The sequence below is a fragment of the Methylobacterium sp. BE186 genome (genome assembly GCF_031457035.1).
GTDB lineage: Bacteria > Pseudomonadota > Alphaproteobacteria > Rhizobiales > Beijerinckiaceae > Methylobacterium > Methylobacterium segetis.
Window position 1 is genome coordinate 26657 of record NZ_JAVDVV010000029.1, and the last position, 22807, is coordinate 49463.

Here is a 22807-nt window from a genome sequence, read left to right on the forward strand (position 1 = left end):
GCCCCTCCCCGCGAGGGGGAGGGGACATGCAGTCCGGCCCGAGGCCTTACCAGCGATAATGCCGGTGATGGTGCCGGTGGTGGCGGTGATGATGGTGGCGCCAGCCATGGTGGCGGTGACCCCAGCCGTGATGGCGATGGCCCCAGCCGTGGTGGTGATGGCCCCAGCCGTGGTGATGGCCACCGCGGACTTGGATCAGCGCGCCGTCGGCCTCGCCGGCGACGGCCGGTGCGGGGGCGAGCGGCGCGGCCTGCGCGAGGGGGGCACCGAGGACGAGGCCGCCGGCGAGGGCGAGGGCGGCGGCGAGGCCGCGGCCTGACCAGCGCGAGCTCAGGGACATGAACGATCTCCTGCTTCCGGTGGGCCGGCGTTGATGCCGGTTGGTGCAGAACTAGGCACTTCGGCCTGAATGCCCACTGACGGAGATCGCAACACTTCGTTGCAATTCGTGACGTCGCGCCCCTCAGGGCCGGCGATAGACCCACACGCGGGCGGGCGGCAGGTTGAGCCAGACCCGGTTCGAGCGGCTCGCCGTGTAGCTTCCCGCCTCGCAGCGGGCCGGGATCGGCGGCACGACGGCGTAGGTGAATTGCACGAACGGCGCTCCGGGCTGCATCAGATCATGGGCGCAGTTCAGGAGGTCGAGGCGCTGCTCCAGGGGCTTCGTGAAGAGCGGCAGGCTCGAGATCGTGGCGGCAGCGGGCCTCTGCAGGATGCCGCCCACCGTCTGACGGATGTTATAGGCGTCACCCTGGATCACGCTGACGCCGGGGAAGCGGCGCCGGAGCAGTTCACAGAAGCCGGGGTTGAATTCAACGAGGACGAGGCGCTCCGGCGCGATGCCCCGCCGGATCAGGGCCTCGGTGACCGGCCCGGTCCCCGGACCGAGTTCCACGACCGGTCCGTCGATCCGCGGATCGACGTAGGAGGCCATGGTGCGGGCCAGCATCTTACCGGAGGGCGTCACGGCGCCCGTCACGAGGGGCCGCTCGAACCACGAGCGCAGGAATCGCGCCTCGTCCTCCAGCGGATCGCGCCGCTCGCGCACCACACCGGTTGCAACCATGGCTTTCGCCCTGGAACGACGTAACGGCGGCAAGACCGAAGTCCCTCGAATTGGCAGGCGTGTGAACAGGCTAGACGACGAAAGCCCGACCGCAGTCAAGCCGCGCCGTGCGCATGGCGCACAGGCGGCCGCCCGGCGGAGTGCCGGACGCACCCCGCTGCAAAGTCCATAACCGGGCCGTGGCTGGATTGGATCCCGGCTGCTCTCACTGCCGGGCCGCGCCGCTGAGGCCGCCCAGGAAGTCCCGAACCTTCGAGAAGAATCCGGCGCTCTCGGGGTGGTTCTCGTCGGAGGCGGTCTGGTCGAATTCCTGCAGGAGTTCGCGCTGGCGCTTGGTCAGGTTCTGCGGGGTCTCGACGAAGACCTGGATATAGAGATCGCCGACGTCCCGCGAGCGCAGGACCGGCATGCCCTTGGCCTTGATGCGGAACTGCTTGGCCGTCTGCGTGCCCGCCGGGATGCGCACCTGCGTCTGCGAACCGTCGATCACGGGAACTGTGATCTCGCCGGACAGGGCCGCGGTCACCATCGAGATCGGGACGCGGCAGAACAGGTCCGCCCCGTCGCGCTGGAAGAACTCGTGCGGCCTGATCGACAGGAAGACATAAAGGTCGCCGGCCGGGCCGCCGCGCATGCCGCTCTCGCCCTCGCCGGCGAGCCGGATCCGCAGGCCGTCGTCGACGCCCGCCGGCACGTTGATCGAGAGGGTGCGCTCGCGGCTGACACGGCCCGCGCCCGAACAGTTCGGGCAGGGATCATCGATCACCTCGCCGCGCCCATGGCAGTTCGGGCAGGTTCGCTCGATGGCGAAGAACCCCTGCGCCGCCCGGACCCGGCCGTAGCCCGCGCAGGTCGGGCAGGGGCGCGGCTTCGAGCCGGCCTTGGCGCCGGAGCCCGCGCAGACATCGCAGGTCACGGTGGTCGGGATCTTGATGGTCTCGGTCTTGCCGGTGAAGGCTTCCTCCAGCGAGATCTCCAGGTTGTAGCGCAGGTCCGCGCCGCGCTCGCGCCCGGGCTGGCCGCTGCGCCCGCGCGCGCCGCCCCGGCCATCCCCGAAGAAGTTCTCGAAGATGTCCGACATGAAGTCGCCGAACTCGTTGCCGAACCCGGGGCCGCCCCCGCCCTGGCTGAAGGCGGCGTGGCCGAACCGATCGTAGGCCGCGCGCTTCTGGCCGTCGGACAGGCACTGATAGGCCTCGTTGATCTCCTTGAACTTGATCTCGGCTTCCTTGTCGCCCGGGTTTCGGTCCGGGTGAAAGGTCATGGCGAGCTTGCGGAAAGCCACCTTCATCTCGCCGTCGCTGGCGGTCTTCGAGACGCCCAGAATCTCGTAGTAATCCCGCTTCGACATACGTGAGGCCCCAAGGTCCTTCATAAGCCGATCCCCGAGCCTTCCGCCCGGGGACCTCGCCGTCACCGAATCAAATGTTGACGAAGATTACGGGACCGGATCGCTCCGGTCCCGTGCACGCGCGCATCAGGCGCGCTTCTTCTGGTCCTTGTCGTCGACTTCCTGGAAGTCGGCGTCGATGACGTCGTCCTTCTTCTCGGCGCCGGCCTCCGGCCCCCCCTCGGGACCGCCGGCCTGGCTCGCGGCGTACATCGCCTCGCCGAGCTTCATCGAGGCCTGCATCAGGTCGGTGGTGCGGGCCTTGATGGTCTCGACATCCTCACCCTCGAGCGCGGTGCGAAGCGCCGTGATCGCGGTGTCGATGGCGCCCCGATCGGCCTCCGAGACCTTGTCGCCGAAATCCTTCACCGACTTCTCGGTGGAGTGGATCAGGCTCTCGCCCTGGTTCCTCACCTCGACGAGCTCGCGACGCTTCTTGTCGGCCTCGGCATTCGCCTCGGCGTCCTTGACCATCCGGTCGATATCCGCGTCGGAGAGGCCGCCCGAGGCCTGGATGCGGATCTGGTGCTCCTTGTTCGTCGCCTTGTCCTTGGCCGTCACGTTGACGATGCCGTTGGCGTCGATATCGAAGGTCACCTCGATCTGCGGCATGCCGCGGGGTGCGGGCGGGATACCGACGAGATCGAACTGGCCGAGCAGCTTGTTGTCGGCCGCCATCTCGCGCTCACCCTGGAAGACCCGGATGGTGACCGCGTTCTGATTGTCCTCGGCCGTCGAGAAGACCTGGGACTTCTTCGTCGGGATCGTGGTGTTGCGGTCGATGAGCCGCGTGAACACGCCGCCCAGCGTCTCGATGCCGAGCGAGAGCGGGGTGACGTCGAGGAGCAGCACGTCCTTGACGTCGCCCTGGAGCACGCCGGCCTGGACGGCCGCGCCGATCGCCACGACCTCGTCCGGGTTGACGCCCTTGTGGGGCTCCTTCCCGAAGAAGGCCTTCACCACCTCCTGTACCTTCGGCATGCGGGTCTGACCGCCGACGAGCACGACCTCGTCGATCTCGTTGGCCGAGACGCCGGCATCCTTGAGCGCCTTGCGGCAGGGCTCGATCGTGCGCTGCACGAGGTCGTCCACGAGGCTCTCGAACTTGGCGCGCGAGAGCTTCAGCGCGAGGTGCTTCGGCCCGGTGGCGTCGGCCGTGATGTAGGGCAGGTTGATCTCGGTCTGCGTCGCGGAGGAGAGCTCGATCTTGGCCTTCTCGGCGGCCTCCTTGAGGCGCTGGAGGGCGAGCTTGTCCTTCGTCAGGTCGATGCCCTGCTCGCGCTTGAACTCGCTCGTCAGGTACTCGACCACGCGGTTATCGAAATCCTCGCCGCCGAGGAAGGTGTCACCATTCGTCGACTTCACCTCGAACACGCCGTCGCCGATCTCGAGGATCGAGACGTCGAAGGTGCCGCCGCCGAGGTCGTAGACCGCGATCGTGCCGGTCTTCTTCTTGTCGAGGCCGTAGGCGAGCGCCGCGGCGGTCGGCTCGTTGATGATGCGCAGCACCTCAAGGCCGGCGATCTTGCCGGCATCCTTGGTGGCCTGGCGCTGGGCGTCGTTGAAGTAGGCCGGGACCGTGATGACCGCCTGCGTGACGGGCTGGCCCAGGTACGACTCGGCCGTCTCCTTCATCTTCTGCAGGGTGAAGGCGGAGATCTGCGAGGGCGAGTACTTCTTGCCGTCTGCCTCGACCCAGGCGTCGCCGTTGTCGCCCTTGACGATCTTGTAGGGCACGAGGCCCTTGTCCTTCTGCGTCATCGGATCGTCGTAGGTACGGCCGATGAGGCGCTTGATGGCGAAGAAGGTTCGCTCCGGATTGGTCACGGCCTGCCGCTTGGCGGGCTGGCCGACGAGGCGCTCCCCATCGTCGGTGAAGGCGACGATGGAAGGGGTGGTGCGGGCGCCTTCCGCATTCTCGATGACCTTGGGTTGCGTGCCTTCCATGACGGCCACGCAGGAATTGGTGGTGCCCAAGTCGATGCCGATGACTTTACCCATGGTGGGATCCCTCTGTTGTTCTGATCAAGCAGACCGCCGAGCCCCGAAGCAGCTCGGCCCATGGCGGTGTGGAATGGAATTGTGAGGTGGGGACGAGGGCCGGACGACCGGCCGGAGACGGCCGGATCCGGCGCTTAATCCCGCGCCTCGCCGGATATAAGAAGGTCAAAGCGGGCTCGCAAGGCAAAGTCCGACGATCGCTGCGAACTCAGCTATGTCCTTGCCGATGTTGGGTTAAGCTGCGGGCCGTGCGGTACCGTCGCCACCCGTGGGGCCCAGATTTTGTTGCGCCGCTGCCACGCCCGCGCCATCGATCGCGTGCTAGACTTGATCTTGACGAGACGGACCTGCCGCCCGATGCCGGCGGGGCGGTGTTCATTGCAAGTCCCAGGCCCGAAAGACCCGATGCGTCCGACCCGCGTTCTCCTCGCTCCCCTCCTCGCGCTCGCGAGCCTCTCTGCCCTCGCCGAGGAGGCGGCTGCGCAGAACTTCTTCGAGGAGCTGTTCGGGATCGGACGCGCCGCGCGCCCGCCGGTGCCGCCGCGCGGGGTGCCGAACGCCCCGCCGGCCCAGCCCGGCGCGGTGCCGCCCGGGGCGCCGGGCGTGCCGGGAGCCCCGGTCGATCCAAATGCCGAGGCGCAGAAGCCTGCCGCGCCCGCGCCGACGCGCCCGGTCGTGCTGAAGGCGCCCGCCGACGACAACGTGGTCGGACAGGACCTCCTGCTGAACGGCCTGAACGGGACCCTCAAGATGGAGCGGGCGGGCGCCAACATGACGGCGCGCCTCACGCTGCCGGGCACCAAGGTCTCGCAGCCGACGGAATCCTGCTCGGTCCCGCTCTCGGGCGGCCAGCCGGTCACCCTGACCTCGGCGGGCAAGCCCGAGGGCGTGGCCCGGTTCGAAGCCGCGGCGGCCGAGTGCCCCCTGCGCTTCGAGGTGCTGGAGGGCAGCGTGCTCGTCACCCCGCTCGGCGGGAATCCGGTCTGCACCTTCTCCGCGGCCGATTGCGCGACGACGCCGGCCGGCCTGTGGGGGCCGGGCGCGGCGGGCCTGATCCCCCGTTCGGCCGAGTTCGACACCGGCCGCGGCGTGGCCGACAAGGCCGTGCGCGAGAACTACAAGGTGATGACGCAGCGCGCCCGCCGCGAGGACGTGCGCCCGATCGTGACCGAGCAGGCGGCCTTCTCCTCGGACCGCGAGCAGGTCTGCCGGACCTACGCCCGCGAAGGCTCGCACGGCTTCTGCCACCTGCGCTTCTCGGAAGCCCGCGCGCTGGCCCTCGCCGCCCGCCTCGGCGCGAACAGCGCCGCCCCGACCGCCGCCGTGGCGCCGCGCCCGCGGCGCAAGCCCGTCGTCGACGGCATGAACCCGGATGCCGGCGGCGCGCCGCAATCGGTGGCGGAATAGGGCTCAGTCGGAACCGGGCTCCTCCTCGCCGATCCATTTCTGCAGGCAGACGGTGCGGGACTCGCCGAAGCCGAGATGGGCGTAGAAGTCCTGCACCGCGGCATTGTCGGCCCGCACGAGCAGCTGCATCTTCCAGACGCCGCGGGCCACGAGCCAGCGTTCCGCCGCGGCCATGATGGCGCGGCCGTAGCCCTGGCCCCGGCAGCCTGGATCGACGGCGACGTAGTAAACCCAGCCCCGGTGGCCGTCCTCGCCGACCATGCAGGTCGCCAGGATCCGGCCCTCGGCCTCGGCGACGAGCACGGCCGCATGGGCGCCGCGGCGGGCCAAGGCGAGATCCTTGCGCGGATCGTTCCAGGGCCGGGACACGCCGGCCGCATGCCATAGGCCGATGACCGCCTCGGCGTCGGCATCGCGCATCGGCCGGATCACGGGCGCCGTCTCAGGCCCGGCCGGCGCTCAGGGAGAGCATCGCGGGATCGATGCCGTTGCTGCGCAAAGCCCGCTCGTACTTGGTCTCGAGAGTGGGGTGGAAGATCAGCTCTGGATCGGCCGGGCAGTTGAGCCAGCCATTCGCCATGATCTCGCTCTCGAGCTGGCCGGCCTGCCAGCCGGCATAGCCGAGCGCCAGCACCGCGCTCGCCGGGCCGTCGCCGTTTGCGATGGCGCGCAGGATCTCGACCGTGGCGGTGAGGCAGATGCCGTCGTCGATCATCAGCGTCGACTGGTCGATATGGAAATCGTCCGTGTGGAGGACGAAGCCGCGCTTGCCCTCGACGGGGCCGCCCATCAGCACCGGCATGTGCCCGACCCGCTCGCGCAGGCGGATCGCGTCGGCGGCGGGTGCCACGTCGAGCTGCACCAGCAGGTCCGGCATGCTCAGGTCGCTCACCGGCTTGTTGACGATGATGCCCATCGCGCCGTCCGCGGAATGGGCGCAGACGTAGATGACGGAGCGGGCGAAGCGGCTGTCCGCCAGTCCCGGCATGGCAACCAGGAACTGACCGTCGAGATACGCGCTGCCACCGTGCCGGGGAGTGTGCATGGCCCTATGCTACGCCCCCTCACCCCGTTGTCCAGCGGACAAAGCGCCCGAGCTGATGCCATCGTGCGGTCCGGTGCGGATCGCCTCGACAGGGGGAGACCGCCACGCTAGACGGGCGGCACCCCGAACCCGGCCGAGCCGGCGGATGCGCGGCCCCGACGACCCGATCGAGGAGAACAGCGGATGACGATTCAGGTTGGCGATCACCTGCCCCAGGCGACCTTCCGCGTGAACGGCCCGGACGGTCCGCAGGCCAAGACCACGGACGACGTGTTCAAGGGCCGCCGCGTGGTGCTCGTCGGCGTGCCGGGCGCCTTCACGCCGAGCTGCCACCGCAACCACCTGCCGGGCTTCGTGCAGAACCTCTCCGAGATCAAGGCCCGCGGCATCGACGCCGTCGCCGTCACCGCCGTCAACGACGTGTTCGTGCTCGACGCCTGGGCGAAGGCCTCCGGCGCCGAGGGCATCGAGTTCCTGGCGGACGGCAACGCCGATTTCGCCAAGGCCACCGGCCTCGACATGGACGGGACCGGTTTCGGCCTCGGCACCCGCTCGAAGCGCTACGCGGCCCTGATCGAGGACGGCGTCGTGCGCGTCCTCAACATCGAGGAATCGCCCTCGAAGGCCGAGGCGTCCGGCGCCGAGGCGCTGCTGAAGGTGATCTGACGGCGAGCGTCCGGACGACAAACCGTCAAGGCCCTCTTCCGGCTCGGGAGCCGCGCTCCCGGGCTCATGCCCCCACCTTGAACGGCGCCATCGCCGCCACCGCGAGGGCGTCGACCCGGTTGTTCAGCGGGTCGGCGGCGTGACCCTTGACCCAGTGCCACTGGACATCGTGGCGCTCGCGGGCAGCGTCGATGCGGCGCCACAGATCCTCGTTCTTCACGGGCTTCCTGTCGGCGGTGCGCCAGCCCCGCGCCTTCCAGCCGTGGATCCACTCGGTGATGCCCTGGCGCAGATACTGGGAATCCGTAAACAGGTCGACGCGGCAGGGGCGCTTGAGCACCTCCAGCGCCTCGATCGCGGCGAGGATCTCCATGCGGTTGTTGGTGGTGTGGGCCTCGCCGCCCGAGAGCTCGCGCTCCGTGTCGCCGTAGATCAGGATCGCGCCCCAACCGCCGGGCCCCGGATTTCCGGAGCAGGCCCCATCCGTATAGATCGTGACCCGCCTGCCGGGGGATGCGCTCACGGTGCCCAACCGTAGTCGCGGGCATGGCTCGCGCTGCGGTGGAAGGTCAGGCGCCGATCATACTCGCGCGGGTCCTTCGGCTGGACCAGCGCGCCCGCGGGCACGTTGAGCCAGTCGACGAGACGGGTGAGCATGAAGCGCAGGGCCGCCCCCCGGGCGAGGATCGGCAGCGCCTCGACCTCGGCCGGCTCCAGCCGCCGCACCGCCTCGTAACCGGCGATGAGCGCGGCGGCCATGTCCCGGTGGAAGGTGCCGTCGGCCTCGAAGCACCACGCATTCAGGCAGATGGCGAGGTCGTAGGCGAAGGCGTCCGTGCAGGCGAAGTAGAAGTCGATCAGGCCGGACAGGTCGTCGCCGATGAAGAACACGTTGTCGGTGAAGAGATCGGCGTGGACGACGCCGCCGGGCAGGCCGCGGGGCCAGCCGGCCTCCAGCACCGCGAGATCCTCCCGCGTGCGCTCGGCCAAGCCCGGCGAGACCGTGTCGGCCTGGGCCTCGGCCTGTGCGAAGAGTGGGCGCCACGCGCCGACCGAGAGGCTGTTCTCCCGCCGCATGCCGAAATCGGCGCCCGCCGCGTGGAGGCGCGCCAGCGCGCCGCCGAGGGCCCGGCAATGATCCGCGCCCGGATGCTTGACCGAGACGCCTTCGAGGAAGCTGACGATGACGGCGGGCCGCCCGCACAGGCGCCCGAGGGCCGTGCCGGCACGGTTGCGGACCGGCTGCGGGCAGGCGAGGCCGCGCGCGGCCAGATGCTCCATCAGGTTGAGGAAGAAGGGCAGGTCCGCCTCGCGGACCCGCTTCTCGTAGAGGGTGAGGATGTAGGAGCCCTGCGTCGTGTGCAGGAAGAAATTGGTGTTCTCCACCCCCTCGGCGATGCCCTTGTAGGAGAGCAGGCCGCCGATGTCGTAGGCGGAGAGGAAGGCGGTCAGCGCCTCGTCGGAGACCTCGGTGTAGACGGCCACGTGTCGCGCTCGGGATGTCTCTGGTTTTCAGACGCGGGCCGGGAACACGGCAAAGGGGCGCCCCGCGGGCGCCCCTGCCGAAATCCTCGGATCGGTCGGAGCGGGCTGCTTCCCTACTCCGCGGCCTCGCTGCGCAACTCGCGCGGCAGCGGGAAGGACATGTCCTCGACCACCGTCGAGACCGTGTCGACCGTCACCTCGTAGCGGGCGGCGAAGGCGTCGATGATCTCCTCCACCAGCACCTCCGGTGCCGAGGCACCCGCGGTGAGGCCGAGCTTGCGCACGTTCGTGAAGGCCGGCCAGTCGATCTCCTCGGCGCGCAGGACGAGACGGGTGATGGGGCAGCCGACCCGCTCGGCGACCTCGCGCAGGCGCTGCGAATTCGAGGAGTTCGAGGAACCGACAACAATCAGCGCGTCGACGAGCGGCGCGATCTGCTTCACCGATTCCTGGCGGTTCGTCGTCGCGTAGCAGATGTCGTCCTTGTGCGGCCCGGTGATGTTCGGAAACTTCGCCTTCAGGGCCTCGACGATGTGGCGGGTATCGTCCACCGAGAGCGTCGTCTGCGTCACCCAGGCGAGGTTGTTCGGATTGTCCGGGGTCAGGGCAGCGATCTGTTCGAGGTCCTCGACGAGGGTGATCGACCCCTTGGGCAGCTGGCCCATCGTGCCCACGACCTCCGGATGACCCGAATGGCCGACGAGCAGCACGTGGCGCCCGCGCTTGTGGTGGATCTCGGCCTCGCGGTGGACCTTCGTCACCAGCGGGCAGGTCGCGTCGATGGTCGTCAGGCCGCGGGCATCGGCGTTGGCCGGCACCGTCTTGGCGACGCCGTGCGCGGAGAAGATCACCGGGGCGTTCCCGTCCGGAACCTCGTCGAGTTCGCGGACGAAGACCGCGCCCTTCCGCTTCAGGCTCTCGACCACGTACTTGTTGTGGACGATCTCGTGCCGGACGTAGACCGGCGGCCCGTAGATGGCGAGCGCACGCTCGACCACGTCGATCGCGCGCACCACGCCGGCGCAGAAGCCGCGGGGGGCTGCGAGGAGGATCTCGAGGGGCGGCTTGGCCCCCGTGGCGGCGGCCGCGTCCGAGGCGGAGAGATTCGTGTTGTCGGCGCTCATGATCCAGCGGATGTGGCGAGGTGGGGGCTGCCCTGTCAACCGTGCGGCCGGTCGAAACCGCCGAGGCAGGGGCGTCCCATATCACATTTGGCGGCTTTGTTGACCCGTGAGGCACGGGAGAGCGCCGTGGCGTCGGCGTGGATGACTGGCGGAGGGAGCGTCCGCCAAATTATCGGCTGCTGACGTCTGTGATCGTCCGCCTGCCCATTGTTATCATTGGGATATCCGAGTTGCGGCAGCTTCCGAGGTCCGCAGTTGTTTGCTACGATCCACGCCGAATGTTGGGGTAAAAGTTGGGGTGGGCCTAGCCGATGGCGCGAACGGTGAAGAAGCTGAGTGCACGCTCCGTCGCTACCCTAAGCAAGCCAGGGCGTCACTCGGACGGGGAAGGCCTCTACCTCGTCGTAGATGCCAGCGGTGCCAAGCGGTGGCTCTTCCTGTTCCGCTGGCAGGGCAAGTTGAAGGAGATGGGGCTCGGCGGCCTCGCCACTGTCTCGTTAGCTGACGCGCGGGAGAAGGCTGCGGCAGCACGCCGCACCCTGAGCGCTGGGCAAAACCCAATCGAAGTGAGGCGCACTGCCAAGGAGGAGCGAGAGGGCGCTGTCACCTTCGGCGCCTTTGCTGACGAGGTAGTGGAAAGCCTGAAGAGCGGCTTCCGCAACGATAAGCACAAGGCGCAGTGGACCTCGACCCTCAACACCTATGCTGCGCCGCTGCGGAGCATCCCGGTCGAGGCGATCGGCACGGACGACGTGCTTCGTGTGCTCACCCCAATATGGCAGACGAAGAACGAGACCGCATCGCGACTGCGCGGTCGCATCGAACGCATCCTCGACGCTGCCAAAGCCAAAGATCTGAGGACGGGTGAAAACCCAGCCCGCTGGCGCGGGCACCTCGACAAGCTGTTGCCGGCTCGCCGCAAGCTCACGCGCGGGCACCATGCCGCTATGCCGTTCGAGGATGTGCCGGCTTTCATCGCGGATCTGCGCGAGCGTGAGGCGGTCGCCGCGATGGCTCTGGAGTTCTGCCTCCTGAATGCCTCCCGCTCCGGTGAGGTGCTGGGTGCTCGCTGGAGCGAGATTGATCGCAAGACGAAGACTTGGACCCTCCCACCCGAACGGATGAAGGGCGGCCTTGAACACCGTGTGCCGCTGACAGAGCGCACGCTAGCGATTTTGGATCGTGCCGAGGCGATCCGCACGAGCGAGTACGTCTTCCCTGGCTACAAGCGCGACCGACCGCTGTCAGTGATGGCGATGGAGATGATGTTGCGGCGGATGAAGGTGGACGTGACGGTCCACGGCTTCCGCTCGTCGTTCCGTGACTGGGCAGGCGAGCGCACGGCGTTTCCGCGCGAGATTGCCGAGACTGCGTTGGCGCACGTGGTGGGCGACGAGACGGAGCGTGCCTATCGACGCGGTGATGCACTGGAACGCCGCCGCAAGATGATGGCGGCTTGGGCTGCCTTCATTGGAAAGGGCAGACCCGTGGACATCCGGACCAACGTGGTCGCCCTGCGTCAGCAGTCGGCCTAGTTTCCCTGTTGGCGCGGCTAGGTTTGGCCGCCGAAGAGCCCGGACCGCACCGGGCCTGCCGCGCCATCCTCATTGCGGAAGCTCCAATGCGGAGGAGCGATGAGCCGATTTATTCCGGCAGATCATATTGGGCTGGAGCGAGGCGTGCTTCAGGTTGCAGAATGGTCCAATGCAGAGATTTGGCATGGCATACCGAACGAAGAGGTTCAACTATGGAACCGTCTAGGTCGTTCAATGTATGCTCAAGGTTTGGAATTTAAGATCGATCAATTTTCTGGAGCAGAACGAAAGGGCTTCTTCGAGCGCTATCTATCCTATCTTAGCGCTGAAGACGAAGTAAGGAAAGCTTTGCATGCCGGTTACCTGACAGCTTATGTGCTGGCGGAGGGACATTCTGTTACTGTTGATCGTGAGTTCTGGGGCACAGAAGCGGGCATACTTCCTTTCGGCGATGGCATGATCAACATCGCAGGCGCGGTTTGGCCAGATCGAGTTCTTAACCTTGGGATTGTCCGAACTATCGTATTCATGCGCGAAGCCGACTTGGCTAAGCGGTTTGTAAAGACTGCCGCCTCTTCGAAAGAAATTCTGGATGATAGCGCGGCAAATGCGGCAGTCAAAACTCCTATCTCGACCGAGTTAACACGCCGAGAAGCTGCCACTGATCAACCCGTTTCAGGCTCTGAAATTAACACGAGAGTGGGTTCCACAAGGCTCGGGCGCAAGCCAACATACGATTGGCCAGACGTTCAGGAATTTGTCCGCAAGACACTTGAGCACCATGGCTTGCCGTCCGCTGATGATCCTGACTTGCCTGATCAAGCCGCTCTTGAGCGCCGAATAATGCAGCATTGTTTACAGCGGTATGGCCGGGAGCCTGCCATCTCCAACGTAAGGCCAAAGCTGGCTAAGTGGTTGAAGGAGTTCAAAGAAACTCAGGTCAGAAACTAATTTCTGACCCTTTACTGCCCATTCTGACCGACAGGCATTGTGCTTTCCATCAAGCTGCTTCGCATCCGAGCAAGTCCGCTCGGTTCGGCGGAGAAATGCAGTGCCTCAGCACAACACATCCGAGCCCGACGCTCCCCTCGCACTCGGCGTCATCGAAGCTGCCCGTGCCGCCGGCATCGGCCGCTCAACTGTCTTCGAGGAGATCAACGCGGGCCGCCTGAAGGCGCGCAAAGCTGGCCGTCGTACCCTCATCCTGCGCGATGATCTCGCGGCCTGGCTCGCAGCCTTGCCGCAGCGTCAGAAAGTTGCCGCCTAAACGAAACCGCCGGCCCCAAGCGGGAACCGGCGGCGGATCATTAGGTAGGCACTTCAGCACCGCCTTATCTAGTGCATTCGCGCGTTGCGCGCCACCGCTTTCTCGGCCGGCACCTCAACAGAAGGTGCCACATGCTCGACATCGACATCACCACCGAACGCCGCATCCGCTGGCTCGTCTACCGCCTCGGCATCAGTGCCGATCGCGCTCGCCTGCTTGCAGGTCTCGCCTACGGGGAGGCGCGCGTATGACCGAGCCCCGAACCTACTGCAGCATCCGCAAGGGCAACTCGGAGGAGATCCGAGTTCGCCTCGCAGAGTACCGCGGCGCCGCGTTCGTGGACATCAGGGCGTTTGCGCCCGTGCGCCACAAAGGCGGCGAACCGGTCCCAACGCGAAATGGTGTCTGCATTTCCCGACTGCGACTGCGCGAGTTGATTGCGGGCTTGCAGGCCATCGAGCGTGAGGGGAGTGGCCGATGAACGCCCCCCTCACCAGCAGCCGCTTCCAGGCCGTGGAGGACATCCCCCACGGCTCCCCCGAGATGACGCGCGAGTGCCTCGCCGATCTCCTCTGGCAGATCAGCACCCGCGCGACCATCGCCCTCAACAGCTTGGACTTGGGCGATGACTTCGGCCTGACGCGCTCCATGAAGTGCCTCGCCGCTGAGGTCGATACGGCCCTCGGGCTCCTCGTGCAGATCAAGGCCGAGGCTATCCGAGAGCGAGAGCGCCAGCAGGCCCGCAACCCTGAAAAGGTGTCCGCATGAGAGCAGAACCCGGCCGCTTTGGCGGGCACCTGTCCGATCTGCACAGCATGGAGACCGAGCACGACGGCGGTCGGGACCCTGCCAACGTGCATCCTTTCGCGTGGCGGCCCTTCGCCCCCACAGAGGATGCCGAGCTGGCCGGCTTCGACCGTGGACAGGAAGAGCGGGAACGCATCTGCGCAACGCCCTTCGTGTTGCGCGACCCGCGCCAGATCCCGCCGCGCCGCTGGATCTACGGACGCCATTTCATCCGCCGGTATGTCACCCTCACAACTTCCCCCGGCGGCTTCGGCAAGACGAGCCTGTTGCTGTGCGAGGCCGTGGCAATGGCGACCGGGCGTCCGCTTCTCGGCATCCGAGTGCCTGAGCCCCTGCGCGTCTGGGTCTGGAATGGCGAGGACCCGCGGGACGAAATCGAGCGCCGTCTCGCAGCGATCTGCCTGCATTACGGGATCAAGCCACGAGAGCTCAATGGCCGGCTGTTCATTGACAGCGGGCGCGACACGCCCATCAAGGTCGCGGCTCGGCAGCGCGACGCCACGGTGATCGCGCGGCCTGTCGTGGATGATTTGGTGCACGAGATCCGCGAGCGCCGGATCGACCAACTCATCATCGACCCCTTCGTCTCGTGTCACGACGTGCCCGAGAACGACAACAGCGCCGTGGATGCGGTCGCGAAGGCGTGGGGCGGGGTGGCCGAGGCCGGGAACTGCGGCGTGGAGCTCGTCCACCATGTTCGCAAGGCTGGGGCCGGGCAAACGGCCTACACCGTGGAAGATGCCCGCGGCGGCTCGGCCCTGATCGGTGCTGTCCGGTCAGCTCGCGTCCTCAACGGTATGTCGCCCGAGGAGGCAGCACAGGCCGGCATCGAGGCCGAGAAGCGGCGCCAGTATTTCCGCGTCGATGACGGCAAGGCGAACATGCAGCCGCCGGCCGAGGGCGCAGCGTGGCATCAACTCGTCAGCGTGTCGCTCGGAAACGAGACCCCGGAGGCGCCCGGCGATTTCGTCGGCGTGGTGACCCCGTGGACGCTTCCGGGTCTGTCCGACGTAATCCAGCCGGGCGACCTCCGCAGAGTGCAAGACATCATTGCGAGCGGCCAATGGGCCGACGACGTTCGCGCGAACAACTGGGCCGGCAAAGCCATCGCGCAGGTGCTTGGCCTCGATGCGAGCGAGCCCACCGAGCGTAAGCGGCTCTCAAAGCTGCTGAGCATGTGGAAGAAGAACGGCAGCCTCGGAACCGAGACCCGGCACAACACGCGGACGGGCCGGGATCAGACCATGATCGTGGTCGGGGAACTCGCCTGATGCCCTTCCACACTTCCACACTCGGACTGTGGCGAACCGTGGAAACCGTGGACCGCCACCACCACCACCACACTCCGTATGGGGTGTGGGGTGTGGTGGTGGAAATCGTGGTGGCTTCGCGAACCGTGGACCGTGGAGCCTGCGGACTGACCGTCATCACGGACGAGGAGGCACAGGCGTGATCTCCTCTGCCGACCAGTTCGGCCCGTGGGCCCCGAACCTTGAACCCGGCGAGCGGCTGGCCCGGCTCCGGAGCACGGGGGCGATCTACGCTACTTTAGCCAAAGCCATTTCAACGATCCGCGCCATGTCCTTACCGACCTCTGCGTCGTCGCCAAGGAGGTGGCGCCCCAAGGCAATCACCTGCACCACCTCACGACTGGTGCATTCCTGCCGTGCCACGACTTCCAAATCCCGCAGGTACTCGATCACCGGCTCGCGAACCCATCCATCCTTGCCGAGCGCTGGCTCGACCTTGGACCTGACAAGAGCAGCCACCGACAGCCAAAATTCGTCCGGCTCCGCACGGTCTGCAGTCATAGGGTGCGCCCCCTTTGAACTTGGCTGGGGTGTTTCGGCTTCTGGAGGGCTGCCGTCATTCACAAAGGTGCACCTAAGCTCTGCTTCTGGTGCTGAGCCGCGCGCCGCTTTGGACATGGAACGGACGGCCGCCGGTCTCTCCAGCCTCGCGGATGCCACCGAGGCCCTGCGCCGTCTCGCCTCTAGCGACCGCCGGCATGTGGTGGCGACAAACCGTCTCAAGCTCACAGTGGAACGTCGTGACCGATGTGCCCTCGGGTCACAGGCGGCGTTCGCTGACGAGGCAGCCCGCATCATCAAAGATGCCCTGCCAAGCCGCTTTCCGTGTCCGAACCGTCACGCGCCAACAGCCCTCGTCGCTGTCTCTCCCGGCCTCGATGCGACTGCTGACAAGCCCAAGGCGCATTTCGTGGCGGAGGTGCCCAGGATTGATCCCCAGCCTCGAAGCAAGCTGCTCCGGGTCAATCACCCAGTCCCCGTGTGTGTCTTTCTCGAAGTGCATGCCTTGGCCCTCCACGGGACCGGCGGCAGATACCAACTGTCACGCTTGCTGCGCAGTCTCGGCCAGCACGTGCCTCTCGGCCTTACGAACGACAGAGGCTGGATCACACCCTCGCTGATGCGCCAGCAGGAGCAGATCGGTAATCAAATCAACGATCTCGCAGGAGAACACACTGTCCGCCAAGCGCCGCTCTGCACCCTCGGCAGAGATGTAGGCATCAAGGGCAGTCTGCGCGAGCTTCGTACGGCTGACTTCCACCGTCATGAGCAGGCTCCTCGGAACTCCGGCCTACCAGGTCATGCCATCCGGCGGTTGATCCGCCGAAAAGCGACACTCGTTGATCAGGCGCCCTTGTTCGTCGAACACGCCCCGCCAAGCTGTCTCACGACATCGAACCGTAACGCGAGATCGCCCTTCGTTCCGGCCGTGCCCTGTCTCAACCCGAGTGTGCACGAGACCGAGGTTCATCTCGTCTCGCAGCAGCCGCAATGTGATGCCGAGCTTGGCCGCAAGCTCGTCTGGATCTGCGATCCACTCGCCGCGTGTGTCGCGCTCGAAGCGCATTGGGCCGCCCTCCATCAGCTCGGCAGGAGGAGCGGGCTGAGACTGAGTGTAGCACAGACAGAGAAGTCTCGTGACCATTGCGCCCCAGACAGGGCCCGCACGGCCGTGATCTCGAATGAAGCTAACGACGGCGTGGACGAGATGCACCGTGCCGAGCGCAAACCTGACGCCCTGCTCCGATCCGCCGCGGTCCTGCACCGCTTAGCACCCATCGACCACCGGCATGTGCTAGCGAATTTTGCTGCCCTTCATCAGCACGCCTGAAAAGGAACGGTTATTGACCCGCGCCAAGCAAACGCCACCCGCACTCACAGAGAACCTGACGGAGCTTCGCGCCAAGGTTCTACGCCAGCCGATCCAGGCCATTCACACTGCAGCGATCTGGGGAGCAGGCCGCGACAATGCTGTGGAGGCCATCGCTACTGTTCGGCAGGACTTCCCCGATCTGCACCCGGCCGGCATCGGGCACGATCCCTCGTACGGCTGGAACTGGGAGCCGCACCAGCTTGAACGCGAGCGAGACGGCATGACTGGACGCGGGCTAGTGGCGGCATTCGAGCGCGCTGCGCGCTTTCTCAGCTTTGCGAGCCCCTTTGCGCAGACTGCTATCAACCGCGAGCGGACCAGTCATTCTTGGATGTCTGTGGCCGAGCGGGTCACGGGCGGCAATGTGCCGAACGGCATGTTCCTCGTGGCAGCCTACGCTCTTGGTTTTCGCGTCCGGCAGGCTCCCGGAACTCCTTACGCTTTCATCAATCTCGGCGAGGGAGCCGTTGATCTGGATCCACAGAGAGGTGCCGCATGACCTGCACTGTCACGGGCCTGTGGGACATGGCTGTTCCCTGGGTGTAATTTACAGCCACAAAACGGGAAATGCAGACGATGAGGGGACCAGGAAAGCAATTTGAGAAGGGCCAGACCGGCAATCCAGCTGGCCGTCCAAAGGGCGCCCGCAACCGCGCGACGTTGGCACTAGAGCAGCTTCTGGACGGCGAGGGCGAGCAGATCACACGGAAGGCCATCGAGCTCGCCAAGGATGGTGACGGTGCTGCGTTGCGCCTCTGCATGGACCGCCTGCTGCCGGCCCGGAAGGACCGCACTGTCAGCTTCGAGCTACCGCCTATCGAGACGACGGCGGACCTGCCCCGCGCCACCAGCGCCCTGCTGCAGGCCGTAGCCGCGGGCGACCTCACGCCCGCCGAAGCATCGGACATCGGCAAGGCCGTGGACGCCCATGTCCGCGCCATCGAGGCCGCCGACCTTCACCAGCGACTTCTCCGGATTGAGGCGAACCAGCAATGACGATCCTCAGCCTGTCCCGTCGCCTTGAGAAGGTGGAGGCCAAGCGCCCGCCGGGCACATCCATCTTCATCGCTTGGGGCCGGACCCTTGAGGAGGCCGAGGGCGAGATTGCCCTGCGCCAGCGCGCCGGCACGATCCGCCATGGCGAGAGCGCCGTGGCCCTCCTCTGGCCGGATCCCGAGCCACTGCCCGCCTCCCGCCGTGTGCTGTTCGACGGAGGCCGCGGGCGCGAACCGAAAATCACCGACCGGGAGCTTGCCTTGCTGGTCGCAGCCTTCCGGGCCGAGGCCGTAGACCGCGAGCGCGCCACCGCCATCGAGGTCGGCGAGGACGTGTCCGACCTGGACGAGACGGACTTCTACATCCGGTCCCTTCGCCGCGAGAGCCGCAACCTGGAGCAGGATCTGCGTCTCCTCTGTATCGAGGAGAACCCGCGGCCGGAGGTCCACTACGCCCACACCAATGGGCGCGAACCATCGAAGTGGTGCACCTGCGCGACCTGCCAGTCCGGCGAGACCCACCCGCGGACGGCCTACGAGCAGCACGCCGCTCGGCAGGCCGCATGGCTCGCTCGCTACCTGCCTGGGGAGGCGCTGTTCGCATGAACCGCAACCTTGAGACCCGTCTGCGGAAGATTGAGGAGCGGCAGAAGCCGGAGAATGAATTCGGCCACCTCGGCTTCGGCCCCTGCCTGACAATCCTCGCGGAGAGTGACGAGGACGAGGCACAGCAGCTCGCCGCGCTTGAGGCCGCTGGGCAGTACGGGCCCGGTCAGTTCGTCATCTCACGCCGCATTGTCGATCCGCCCGCCTACCGGAGGCCGACCGCATGACCATCGCCAACCTGTCGAAGCGCTTGGAGAAGATCGAGGCGGCGCGTCACATCGGGCAGCCCATCAAGATCATCGCGAACTACCCTGTGGGGGACGAGGACGCCCGCGACGCCCTGATGAACTGGCGCCAGTGGGTGGCGGACGGCCGGGCATCCGTGAAGGGCAAGGTGCTCTGGCTGATGCAGCCGCCGCTCACGGTCGAGGAGTGGACGGCGCGCTACACGCCAACGGACGGGCACCTGCATTGAACCGTTCCACTGGGTTTTCAGACGTTCCCCGGCTGCGCGTCCCGGAAGCCCGAGACCACCTCTTGGAACAAAAGCCTCCGCCGGCTCGCATGATGACCAAACGCGGGCCCTGGAGGGCGTCCTGGCACCGAGGCTGCTACGAGGCGGCCATGTCGCTGAAAACCGTCGCCTCTTGTCTCAGAATGCTCCGCATAGCCGGCTGGCTGTGTGTCGGTCTGCTGGTCTGGCTGTCCTGGATCCCAAGGGAGTGGGAGATGCGGACGGGTCTAGCGGGCCAGATTGAGCACACCGTCGCCTACTGCGGCGCAGCAGCCATCTTCGCCGTCGCCTATCAGGAGCCGCAGCGCTGGCGGATGGCGGCCGGGTTCGTTGTCCTGGCGGCCGTCCTAGAGGTAGGTCAGCTCTGGGTTCCGGGCCGGACCTCACAGTTCATCGACTTCGCGGCGAGCAGCGCAGGTGCCGTGGCCGGCGTTCTGATCGGCCGTGTTGCTATTGAGGCTTTCGTTAGTTGGGTGATGCGCTCAAGCCGCTGAGTGCGCCAGATCCGATGCGGTGCGCCGAATAGGATCTAAACTCCGAGCAGCATTAACAGTTTAGCATCCATTTCCGATCACCCTGCGGATTAACCTAGGTCGCCGTTTGTGCCAACCGGCTCTCATCCTGAAGCTCTCAAAGTCAGGTGCGAGTTCCAGTGCCCGCGGAGCCGCCCATCGGAGCCGCAGCATGTTCGGCAAACAAAGCACACTCGCACGCGAAGCTATCGCCAAGCTTGAAGCCCTCGACAAGGCACAAGCTATCATCGAGTTCAGCCTCGACGGCACCGTGCTCACGGCCAACGAGAACTTCCTCACGGTCGTCGGCTACTCCCTGGTTGAGATCCAGGGCAAGCACCACAGCCTGTTCGTCGAGCCCGCCTACAAGGAGAGCGCCGAGTACCGCGACTTCTGGGCCAAGCTGCGCCGGGGCGAGTACCAGGCCGCCCGCTACAAGCGCATCGCCAAAGGCGGCCGCGAGGTCTGGATCAGAGCATCCTACAACCCTGTCCTTGACCGGGCGGGAAAGCCCTACAAGATCGTCAAGTTCGCCTCAGACATCACGCGACTGGTCGCCGAAGAGGCAGAGCGGCAGGGGCAGATCGCGGCTATTCACAAGTCGCAGGCGGTGATCTCTTTCAGCCTCGACGGGGTGGTGCTCGACGCCAACGAGAACTTCCTCAAAGCCATGGGCTACACGCTGCCCGAGATCGTCGGTCAGCCCCACCGCAAGTTCGTGGACGCGGACTACGCCAGCAGCCCGGAGTACAGCGCGTTCTGGGCCAAGCTGCGCCAGGGCGAGTACGTGGCCGGGCAGTTCAAGCGCATCGCGAAGGGAGGCCGTGAGGTCTGGATCGAGGCGAGCTACAACCCCATCCTCGATGCGAGCGGGCAGCCCTACAAGGTCGTGAAGTTCGCCACCGACATCACCGCACAGATGAAGCTTCTGGCTGACCTGAAGCGGCTGATCGAGCAGAACTTCGGCGAGATCGACAGCGCCATCCTGCGCTCCAACCAAGAAGCTAGCGAGGCCACGCAGGCGGCCGGCAGCACGGCCGACAACGTTCAGACCATGGCGGCAGCCTCTGAGGAGCTTGCCGCCTCGGTAGCTGAGATTTCGCAGAGCATGGCCAAGTCACGCGCTGCGACCGACGAGGCGCACGGTCAGGTGAGCGGCGCGGCTGAGTTCACGCAGAAGCTGGCGCAGGCTGCGACCGCGATGAGTGGCATTGTTGGTCTGATCCAGAACATCGCCGGGCAGATCAACCTGCTGGCGCTGAACGCCACCATCGAGAGTGCGCGCGCGGGTGAGGCGGGCCGTGGCTTTGCGGTTGTGGCGCAGGAGGTGAAGAGCTTGGCCGGCCAAGCTGCACGCGCGACCGAGCAGATTGCGGGTGAGATCGACAACGTTCAGGCGGTGTCGCAGCAGGTTGTGGGCGCGCTTGCGACGATCCAGGGCTCGGTCGAGCGGATGCGCGACCACGTCATCAGCGCAGCAGCGGCTGTTGAGGAGCAGAGCGTGGTCACGCGCGACATGTCGGGTAACATGCAGGATGCGGCGAGCGCGGTTGGCGCGATTGCGCAGAACATCCTGGCGATCTCAGGCTCGGTCGGCAGCGTCTCGCAGGCTGTGGCCACCACGAAGGATGCAGCCCGCGTCCTGGCGCGCTGATATCAGCAAGCTGAAAAAGGGCCTCCATAAAATCCAGCCAGCGAGTGGGCACCTCGGGCCTTCTAAGGTCCGTTAGAGCAAGACCTATTGGAACACCGCGGCCACCCCGGGGATGCATCAGCTGGCAGCTCGTAAAAGCGTCCGCCGATCAGGTCCGACGCTGAGAAGTGCCGTGGGAGCTGACCTCTTGGGCATGGGCCAGAAGCTCGCGCAGGTTCTGAAGCTCCGCCAGCAAGGCCGCGCGCTCCTCACCAAGGGCCTCGATCAGCCGGGCAGCCCTCTCCATCTCGGCGGTCGCCTTCCGCCGCTGGGCGAGCAAAGCCGGATGAGATGGCCGGCGGCCCTTGTCGAGGATCTCCGTGAACGGCACCTCCAGGAGAGCCCGACCCGCGCTGTCGGCGATCTCGAAGCGGCAGCGTCGCGGATCGACCTTCTTGCCCGACAGATCGGCCGCCATCGTCGGGATCGCCTGGCACGCGTCGAGGTAGGCTGCCTCGATCCCGATCAGCTCCAGCCCGATGTCGTCGCGTTCCAAACCGGCCGGTGTGCGTAGGTGGAAGTAGAACCAGGGCATCGGCCACTCGCGCTTGCTGCACTCCAGATCAGCTGGAGAGCGCACAAACGTTTGCCGCACGATGGCCGATTGACACTCACCTGTGTGAAGCTCCGACCGCGTTCGCGCCGCTACGCTGCCGATGTCCGCCCGGGAGGCAGGCATGCCGCACCACCTCATCCGCAAGCTGGGGCAGTTCACCCGCCTCTCACCCGAAGACAAGCAGGCGCTTGAGGTCGCGAGCCAGAAGGTGCGCCTCTTCGAAGCTCACCAGGACATTATCAGCGAGGGCGATGAGCCCGAGCACGTCAACCTGATCCTGGAGGGATGGGCCTGCCGCTACAAGCAGCTGGAGGACGGGCGCCGGCAGATCATCTCGTTCTTCGTGCCCGGCGATCTGTGCGACCCGCACGTCTTCGTCCTGCGCGAGATGGACCACTCGATCGGCACCCTCACGCGGGTGCGGCTAGCCGAGATCCCGCGCGACGCCATCCTTGACCTCACCGATCGGCATCCACGGATCACCCGGGCGCTCTGGTGGGAGATGCTGGTCCAGGTGGCCGTTCAGCGGGAGTGGACGGTCAACCTCGGCCAGCGCAACGGCCTGGAGCGGATCGCGCATGTTCTGTGCGAGCTGTTCATTCGCTTGCGGGTGGTCGGGCTGACCAACGACTACACCTGCCTCGTGCCTGTCACGCAGGTCGATCTCGGTGACGCAACGGGCATGTCGAACGTGCACGTCAACCGGATGCTGCAGGAGCTGCGCGGCAGTGGGTTGATCATCCTGAAGGGGCGCCAGCTGACGATCCCGGATCTGGAGGCGCTACAGCGCGTGGCACTGTTCAACACGAACTACCTGCACCTCGATCGCGACGGGCGCCACCTCGATACGAACGGGCCGGATCAGCCTTAGGCGTGAGGATCGGCGGCACCGGCAGCTCATCCTGGAAGCCTTGGGCGACCAACGATCCTGAAGCAGGCTCCGGCGGACGCTCCA

Annotated in this window: 30 protein-coding genes; 17 read left to right on the plus strand and 13 right to left on the minus strand. The window is 66.4% G+C overall.

Going from position 1 to position 22807, the window contains the following annotated elements; all coding sequences use genetic code 11:
- Window positions 1–64: 64 nt before the first annotated feature.
- Window positions 65–319: a hypothetical protein gene (locus J2X36_RS22490; RefSeq protein WP_310353972.1), complete on the plus strand. Its 255-nt coding sequence runs from the start codon at window positions 65–67 to the stop codon at window positions 317–319.
- Between the two features lie 144 nt (window positions 320–463).
- Here the strand turns inward: J2X36_RS22490 and J2X36_RS22495 are convergent, their stop codons facing one another.
- From J2X36_RS22495 to dnaK, 3 genes are all read right to left on the minus strand, one after another.
- Window positions 464–1099 carry a class I SAM-dependent methyltransferase gene (locus J2X36_RS22495; protein WP_132249746.1) on the minus strand — a complete coding sequence of 212 codons (636 nt, stop codon included), beginning with the start codon at window positions 1097–1099 and terminating at the stop codon, window positions 464–466.
- A 172-nt stretch (window positions 1100–1271) separates the two neighbouring features.
- Window positions 1272–2417: a molecular chaperone DnaJ gene (dnaJ, locus tag J2X36_RS22500; protein ID WP_132249748.1), complete on the minus strand. Its 1146-nt coding sequence runs from the start codon at window positions 2415–2417 to the stop codon at window positions 1272–1274.
- Between the two features lie 126 nt (window positions 2418–2543).
- Window positions 2544–4457, minus strand: a complete 1914-nt coding sequence (gene dnaK, locus J2X36_RS22505; RefSeq protein WP_310353979.1) for a molecular chaperone DnaK — start codon at window positions 4455–4457, stop codon at window positions 2544–2546.
- 405 nt (window positions 4458–4862) lie between these two features.
- Here dnaK and J2X36_RS22510 point away from each other — a divergent pair, with 405 nt between their 5' ends.
- Window positions 4863–5864, plus strand: a complete 1002-nt coding sequence (locus J2X36_RS22510; protein WP_310353982.1) for a hypothetical protein — start codon at window positions 4863–4865, stop codon at window positions 5862–5864.
- 3 nt (window positions 5865–5867) lie between these two features.
- On the opposite strand, the gene J2X36_RS22515 is transcribed toward J2X36_RS22510, so the two are convergent.
- The gene (locus J2X36_RS22515; protein ID WP_310353984.1) at window positions 5868–6284 is read right to left on the minus strand and encodes a GNAT family acetyltransferase; all 417 of its coding nucleotides are present in this window, start codon (window positions 6282–6284) and stop codon (window positions 5868–5870) included.
- A gap of 22 nt (window positions 6285–6306) precedes the next feature.
- Window positions 6307–6909, minus strand: coding sequence for a YqgE/AlgH family protein (locus tag J2X36_RS22520; RefSeq protein WP_132249756.1), 603 nt, complete (start codon window positions 6907–6909; stop codon window positions 6307–6309).
- Window positions 6910–7092: 183 nt separating this feature from the next.
- Between J2X36_RS22520 and J2X36_RS22525 the strand changes: the two genes are divergently transcribed.
- On the plus strand, window positions 7093–7575 hold the full coding sequence (locus J2X36_RS22525; RefSeq protein WP_132249758.1) for a peroxiredoxin: 483 nt from the start codon (window positions 7093–7095) through the stop codon (window positions 7573–7575).
- 64 nt (window positions 7576–7639) lie between these two features.
- Here the strand turns inward: J2X36_RS22525 and rnhA are convergent, their stop codons facing one another.
- The 3 genes from rnhA to ispH all read right to left on the minus strand — a co-directional run bounded on the left by rnhA (window position 7640) and on the right by ispH (window position 10184).
- Window positions 7640–8098 (minus strand): ribonuclease HI, encoded by a 459-nt coding sequence (rnhA, locus tag J2X36_RS22530; RefSeq protein WP_132249760.1) that lies wholly within the window; start codon window positions 8096–8098, stop codon window positions 7640–7642.
- Complete coding sequence (thrB, locus tag J2X36_RS22535; RefSeq protein WP_310353991.1) at window positions 8095–9060, minus strand: homoserine kinase; 966 nt, start codon at window positions 9058–9060, stop codon at window positions 8095–8097. The genes rnhA and thrB overlap by 4 nt, the downstream gene beginning before the upstream one ends.
- Before the next feature lie 113 nt (window positions 9061–9173).
- Window positions 9174–10184 carry a 4-hydroxy-3-methylbut-2-enyl diphosphate reductase gene (gene ispH / locus J2X36_RS22540; RefSeq protein WP_132249764.1) on the minus strand — a complete coding sequence of 337 codons (1011 nt, stop codon included), beginning with the start codon at window positions 10182–10184 and terminating at the stop codon, window positions 9174–9176.
- 311 nt (window positions 10185–10495) lie between these two features.
- Here ispH and J2X36_RS22545 point away from each other — a divergent pair, with 311 nt between their 5' ends.
- From J2X36_RS22545 to J2X36_RS22570, 6 genes are all read left to right on the plus strand, one after another.
- A complete protein-coding gene (locus J2X36_RS22545) occupies window positions 10496–11719 on the plus strand; it encodes a phage integrase central domain-containing protein (RefSeq protein WP_310353995.1) in 1224 nt (407 codons plus the stop codon).
- A 99-nt stretch (window positions 11720–11818) separates the two neighbouring features.
- The gene (locus J2X36_RS22550; RefSeq protein ID WP_310353996.1) at window positions 11819–12670 is read left to right on the plus strand and encodes a hypothetical protein; all 852 of its coding nucleotides are present in this window, start codon (window positions 11819–11821) and stop codon (window positions 12668–12670) included.
- A gap of 100 nt (window positions 12671–12770) precedes the next feature.
- A complete protein-coding gene (locus J2X36_RS22555; RefSeq protein WP_310353998.1) occupies window positions 12771–12986 on the plus strand; it encodes a helix-turn-helix domain-containing protein in 216 nt (71 codons plus the stop codon).
- Window positions 12987–13233: 247 nt separating this feature from the next.
- Window positions 13234–13467 (plus strand): transcriptional coactivator p15/PC4 family protein, encoded by a 234-nt coding sequence (locus J2X36_RS22560; protein WP_310354000.1) that lies wholly within the window; start codon window positions 13234–13236, stop codon window positions 13465–13467.
- Window positions 13464–13754, plus strand: a complete 291-nt coding sequence (locus tag J2X36_RS22565) for a hypothetical protein (RefSeq protein WP_310354001.1) — start codon at window positions 13464–13466, stop codon at window positions 13752–13754. Before J2X36_RS22560 ends, J2X36_RS22565 begins: the two co-directional genes overlap by 4 nt.
- Window positions 13751–15064 carry a helicase RepA family protein gene (locus J2X36_RS22570; RefSeq protein ID WP_310354003.1) on the plus strand — a complete coding sequence of 438 codons (1314 nt, stop codon included), beginning with the start codon at window positions 13751–13753 and terminating at the stop codon, window positions 15062–15064. The genes J2X36_RS22565 and J2X36_RS22570 overlap by 4 nt, the downstream gene beginning before the upstream one ends.
- Window positions 15065–15331: 267 nt before the next feature.
- Here the strand turns inward: J2X36_RS22570 and J2X36_RS22575 are convergent, their stop codons facing one another.
- The 4 genes from J2X36_RS22575 to J2X36_RS22590 all read right to left on the minus strand — a co-directional run bounded on the left by J2X36_RS22575 (window position 15332) and on the right by J2X36_RS22590 (window position 16748).
- Window positions 15332–15604, minus strand: coding sequence for a hypothetical protein (locus J2X36_RS22575; protein WP_310354006.1), 273 nt, complete (start codon window positions 15602–15604; stop codon window positions 15332–15334).
- Between the two features lie 259 nt (window positions 15605–15863).
- On the minus strand, window positions 15864–16106 hold the full coding sequence (locus J2X36_RS22580) for a DUF6522 family protein (protein ID WP_310354009.1): 243 nt from the start codon (window positions 16104–16106) through the stop codon (window positions 15864–15866).
- A 39-nt stretch (window positions 16107–16145) separates the two neighbouring features.
- Window positions 16146–16370: a hypothetical protein gene (locus tag J2X36_RS22585; RefSeq protein WP_310354011.1), complete on the minus strand. Its 225-nt coding sequence runs from the start codon at window positions 16368–16370 to the stop codon at window positions 16146–16148.
- A gap of 24 nt (window positions 16371–16394) precedes the next feature.
- Window positions 16395–16748 (minus strand): DUF6522 family protein, encoded by a 354-nt coding sequence (locus J2X36_RS22590; RefSeq protein WP_310354097.1) that lies wholly within the window; start codon window positions 16746–16748, stop codon window positions 16395–16397.
- A 160-nt stretch (window positions 16749–16908) separates the two neighbouring features.
- On the opposite strand from J2X36_RS22590, the gene J2X36_RS22595 reads away from it, so the two are divergent.
- The 7 genes from J2X36_RS22595 to J2X36_RS22625 all read left to right on the plus strand — a co-directional run bounded on the left by J2X36_RS22595 (window position 16909) and on the right by J2X36_RS22625 (window position 21257).
- On the plus strand, window positions 16909–17475 hold the full coding sequence (locus tag J2X36_RS22595; protein WP_310354014.1) for a hypothetical protein: 567 nt from the start codon (window positions 16909–16911) through the stop codon (window positions 17473–17475).
- A gap of 68 nt (window positions 17476–17543) precedes the next feature.
- Window positions 17544–17972 (plus strand): DUF5681 domain-containing protein, encoded by a 429-nt coding sequence (locus J2X36_RS22600; protein WP_310354016.1) that lies wholly within the window; start codon window positions 17544–17546, stop codon window positions 17970–17972.
- Window positions 17969–18577 carry a hypothetical protein gene (locus J2X36_RS22605; RefSeq protein WP_310354018.1) on the plus strand — a complete coding sequence of 203 codons (609 nt, stop codon included), beginning with the start codon at window positions 17969–17971 and terminating at the stop codon, window positions 18575–18577. Before J2X36_RS22600 ends, J2X36_RS22605 begins: the two co-directional genes overlap by 4 nt.
- Complete coding sequence (locus tag J2X36_RS22610) at window positions 18574–18804, plus strand: hypothetical protein (protein WP_310354020.1); 231 nt, start codon at window positions 18574–18576, stop codon at window positions 18802–18804. Before J2X36_RS22605 ends, J2X36_RS22610 begins: the two co-directional genes overlap by 4 nt.
- On the plus strand, window positions 18801–19052 hold the full coding sequence (locus J2X36_RS22615) for a hypothetical protein (protein ID WP_310354022.1): 252 nt from the start codon (window positions 18801–18803) through the stop codon (window positions 19050–19052). Before J2X36_RS22610 ends, J2X36_RS22615 begins: the two co-directional genes overlap by 4 nt.
- 149 nt (window positions 19053–19201) lie before the next feature.
- Complete coding sequence (locus J2X36_RS22620; protein ID WP_310354025.1) at window positions 19202–19585, plus strand: VanZ family protein; 384 nt, start codon at window positions 19202–19204, stop codon at window positions 19583–19585.
- 190 nt (window positions 19586–19775) lie between these two features.
- Entirely contained in the window at window positions 19776–21257 is a 1482-nt protein-coding gene (locus J2X36_RS22625; protein ID WP_310354026.1) for a PAS domain-containing methyl-accepting chemotaxis protein, read from the plus strand.
- 148 nt (window positions 21258–21405) lie between these two features.
- Here the strand turns inward: J2X36_RS22625 and J2X36_RS22630 are convergent, their stop codons facing one another.
- Window positions 21406–21975 carry a DUF6894 family protein gene (locus J2X36_RS22630; protein ID WP_310354028.1) on the minus strand — a complete coding sequence of 190 codons (570 nt, stop codon included), beginning with the start codon at window positions 21973–21975 and terminating at the stop codon, window positions 21406–21408.
- On the opposite strand from J2X36_RS22630, the gene J2X36_RS22635 reads away from it, so the two are divergent.
- Window positions 21974–22723, plus strand: a complete 750-nt coding sequence (locus J2X36_RS22635) for a Crp/Fnr family transcriptional regulator (protein ID WP_310354030.1) — start codon at window positions 21974–21976, stop codon at window positions 22721–22723. The two genes, J2X36_RS22630 and J2X36_RS22635, sit on opposite strands and share 2 nt — an antisense overlap.
- Window positions 22724–22807 lie beyond the last annotated feature (84 nt).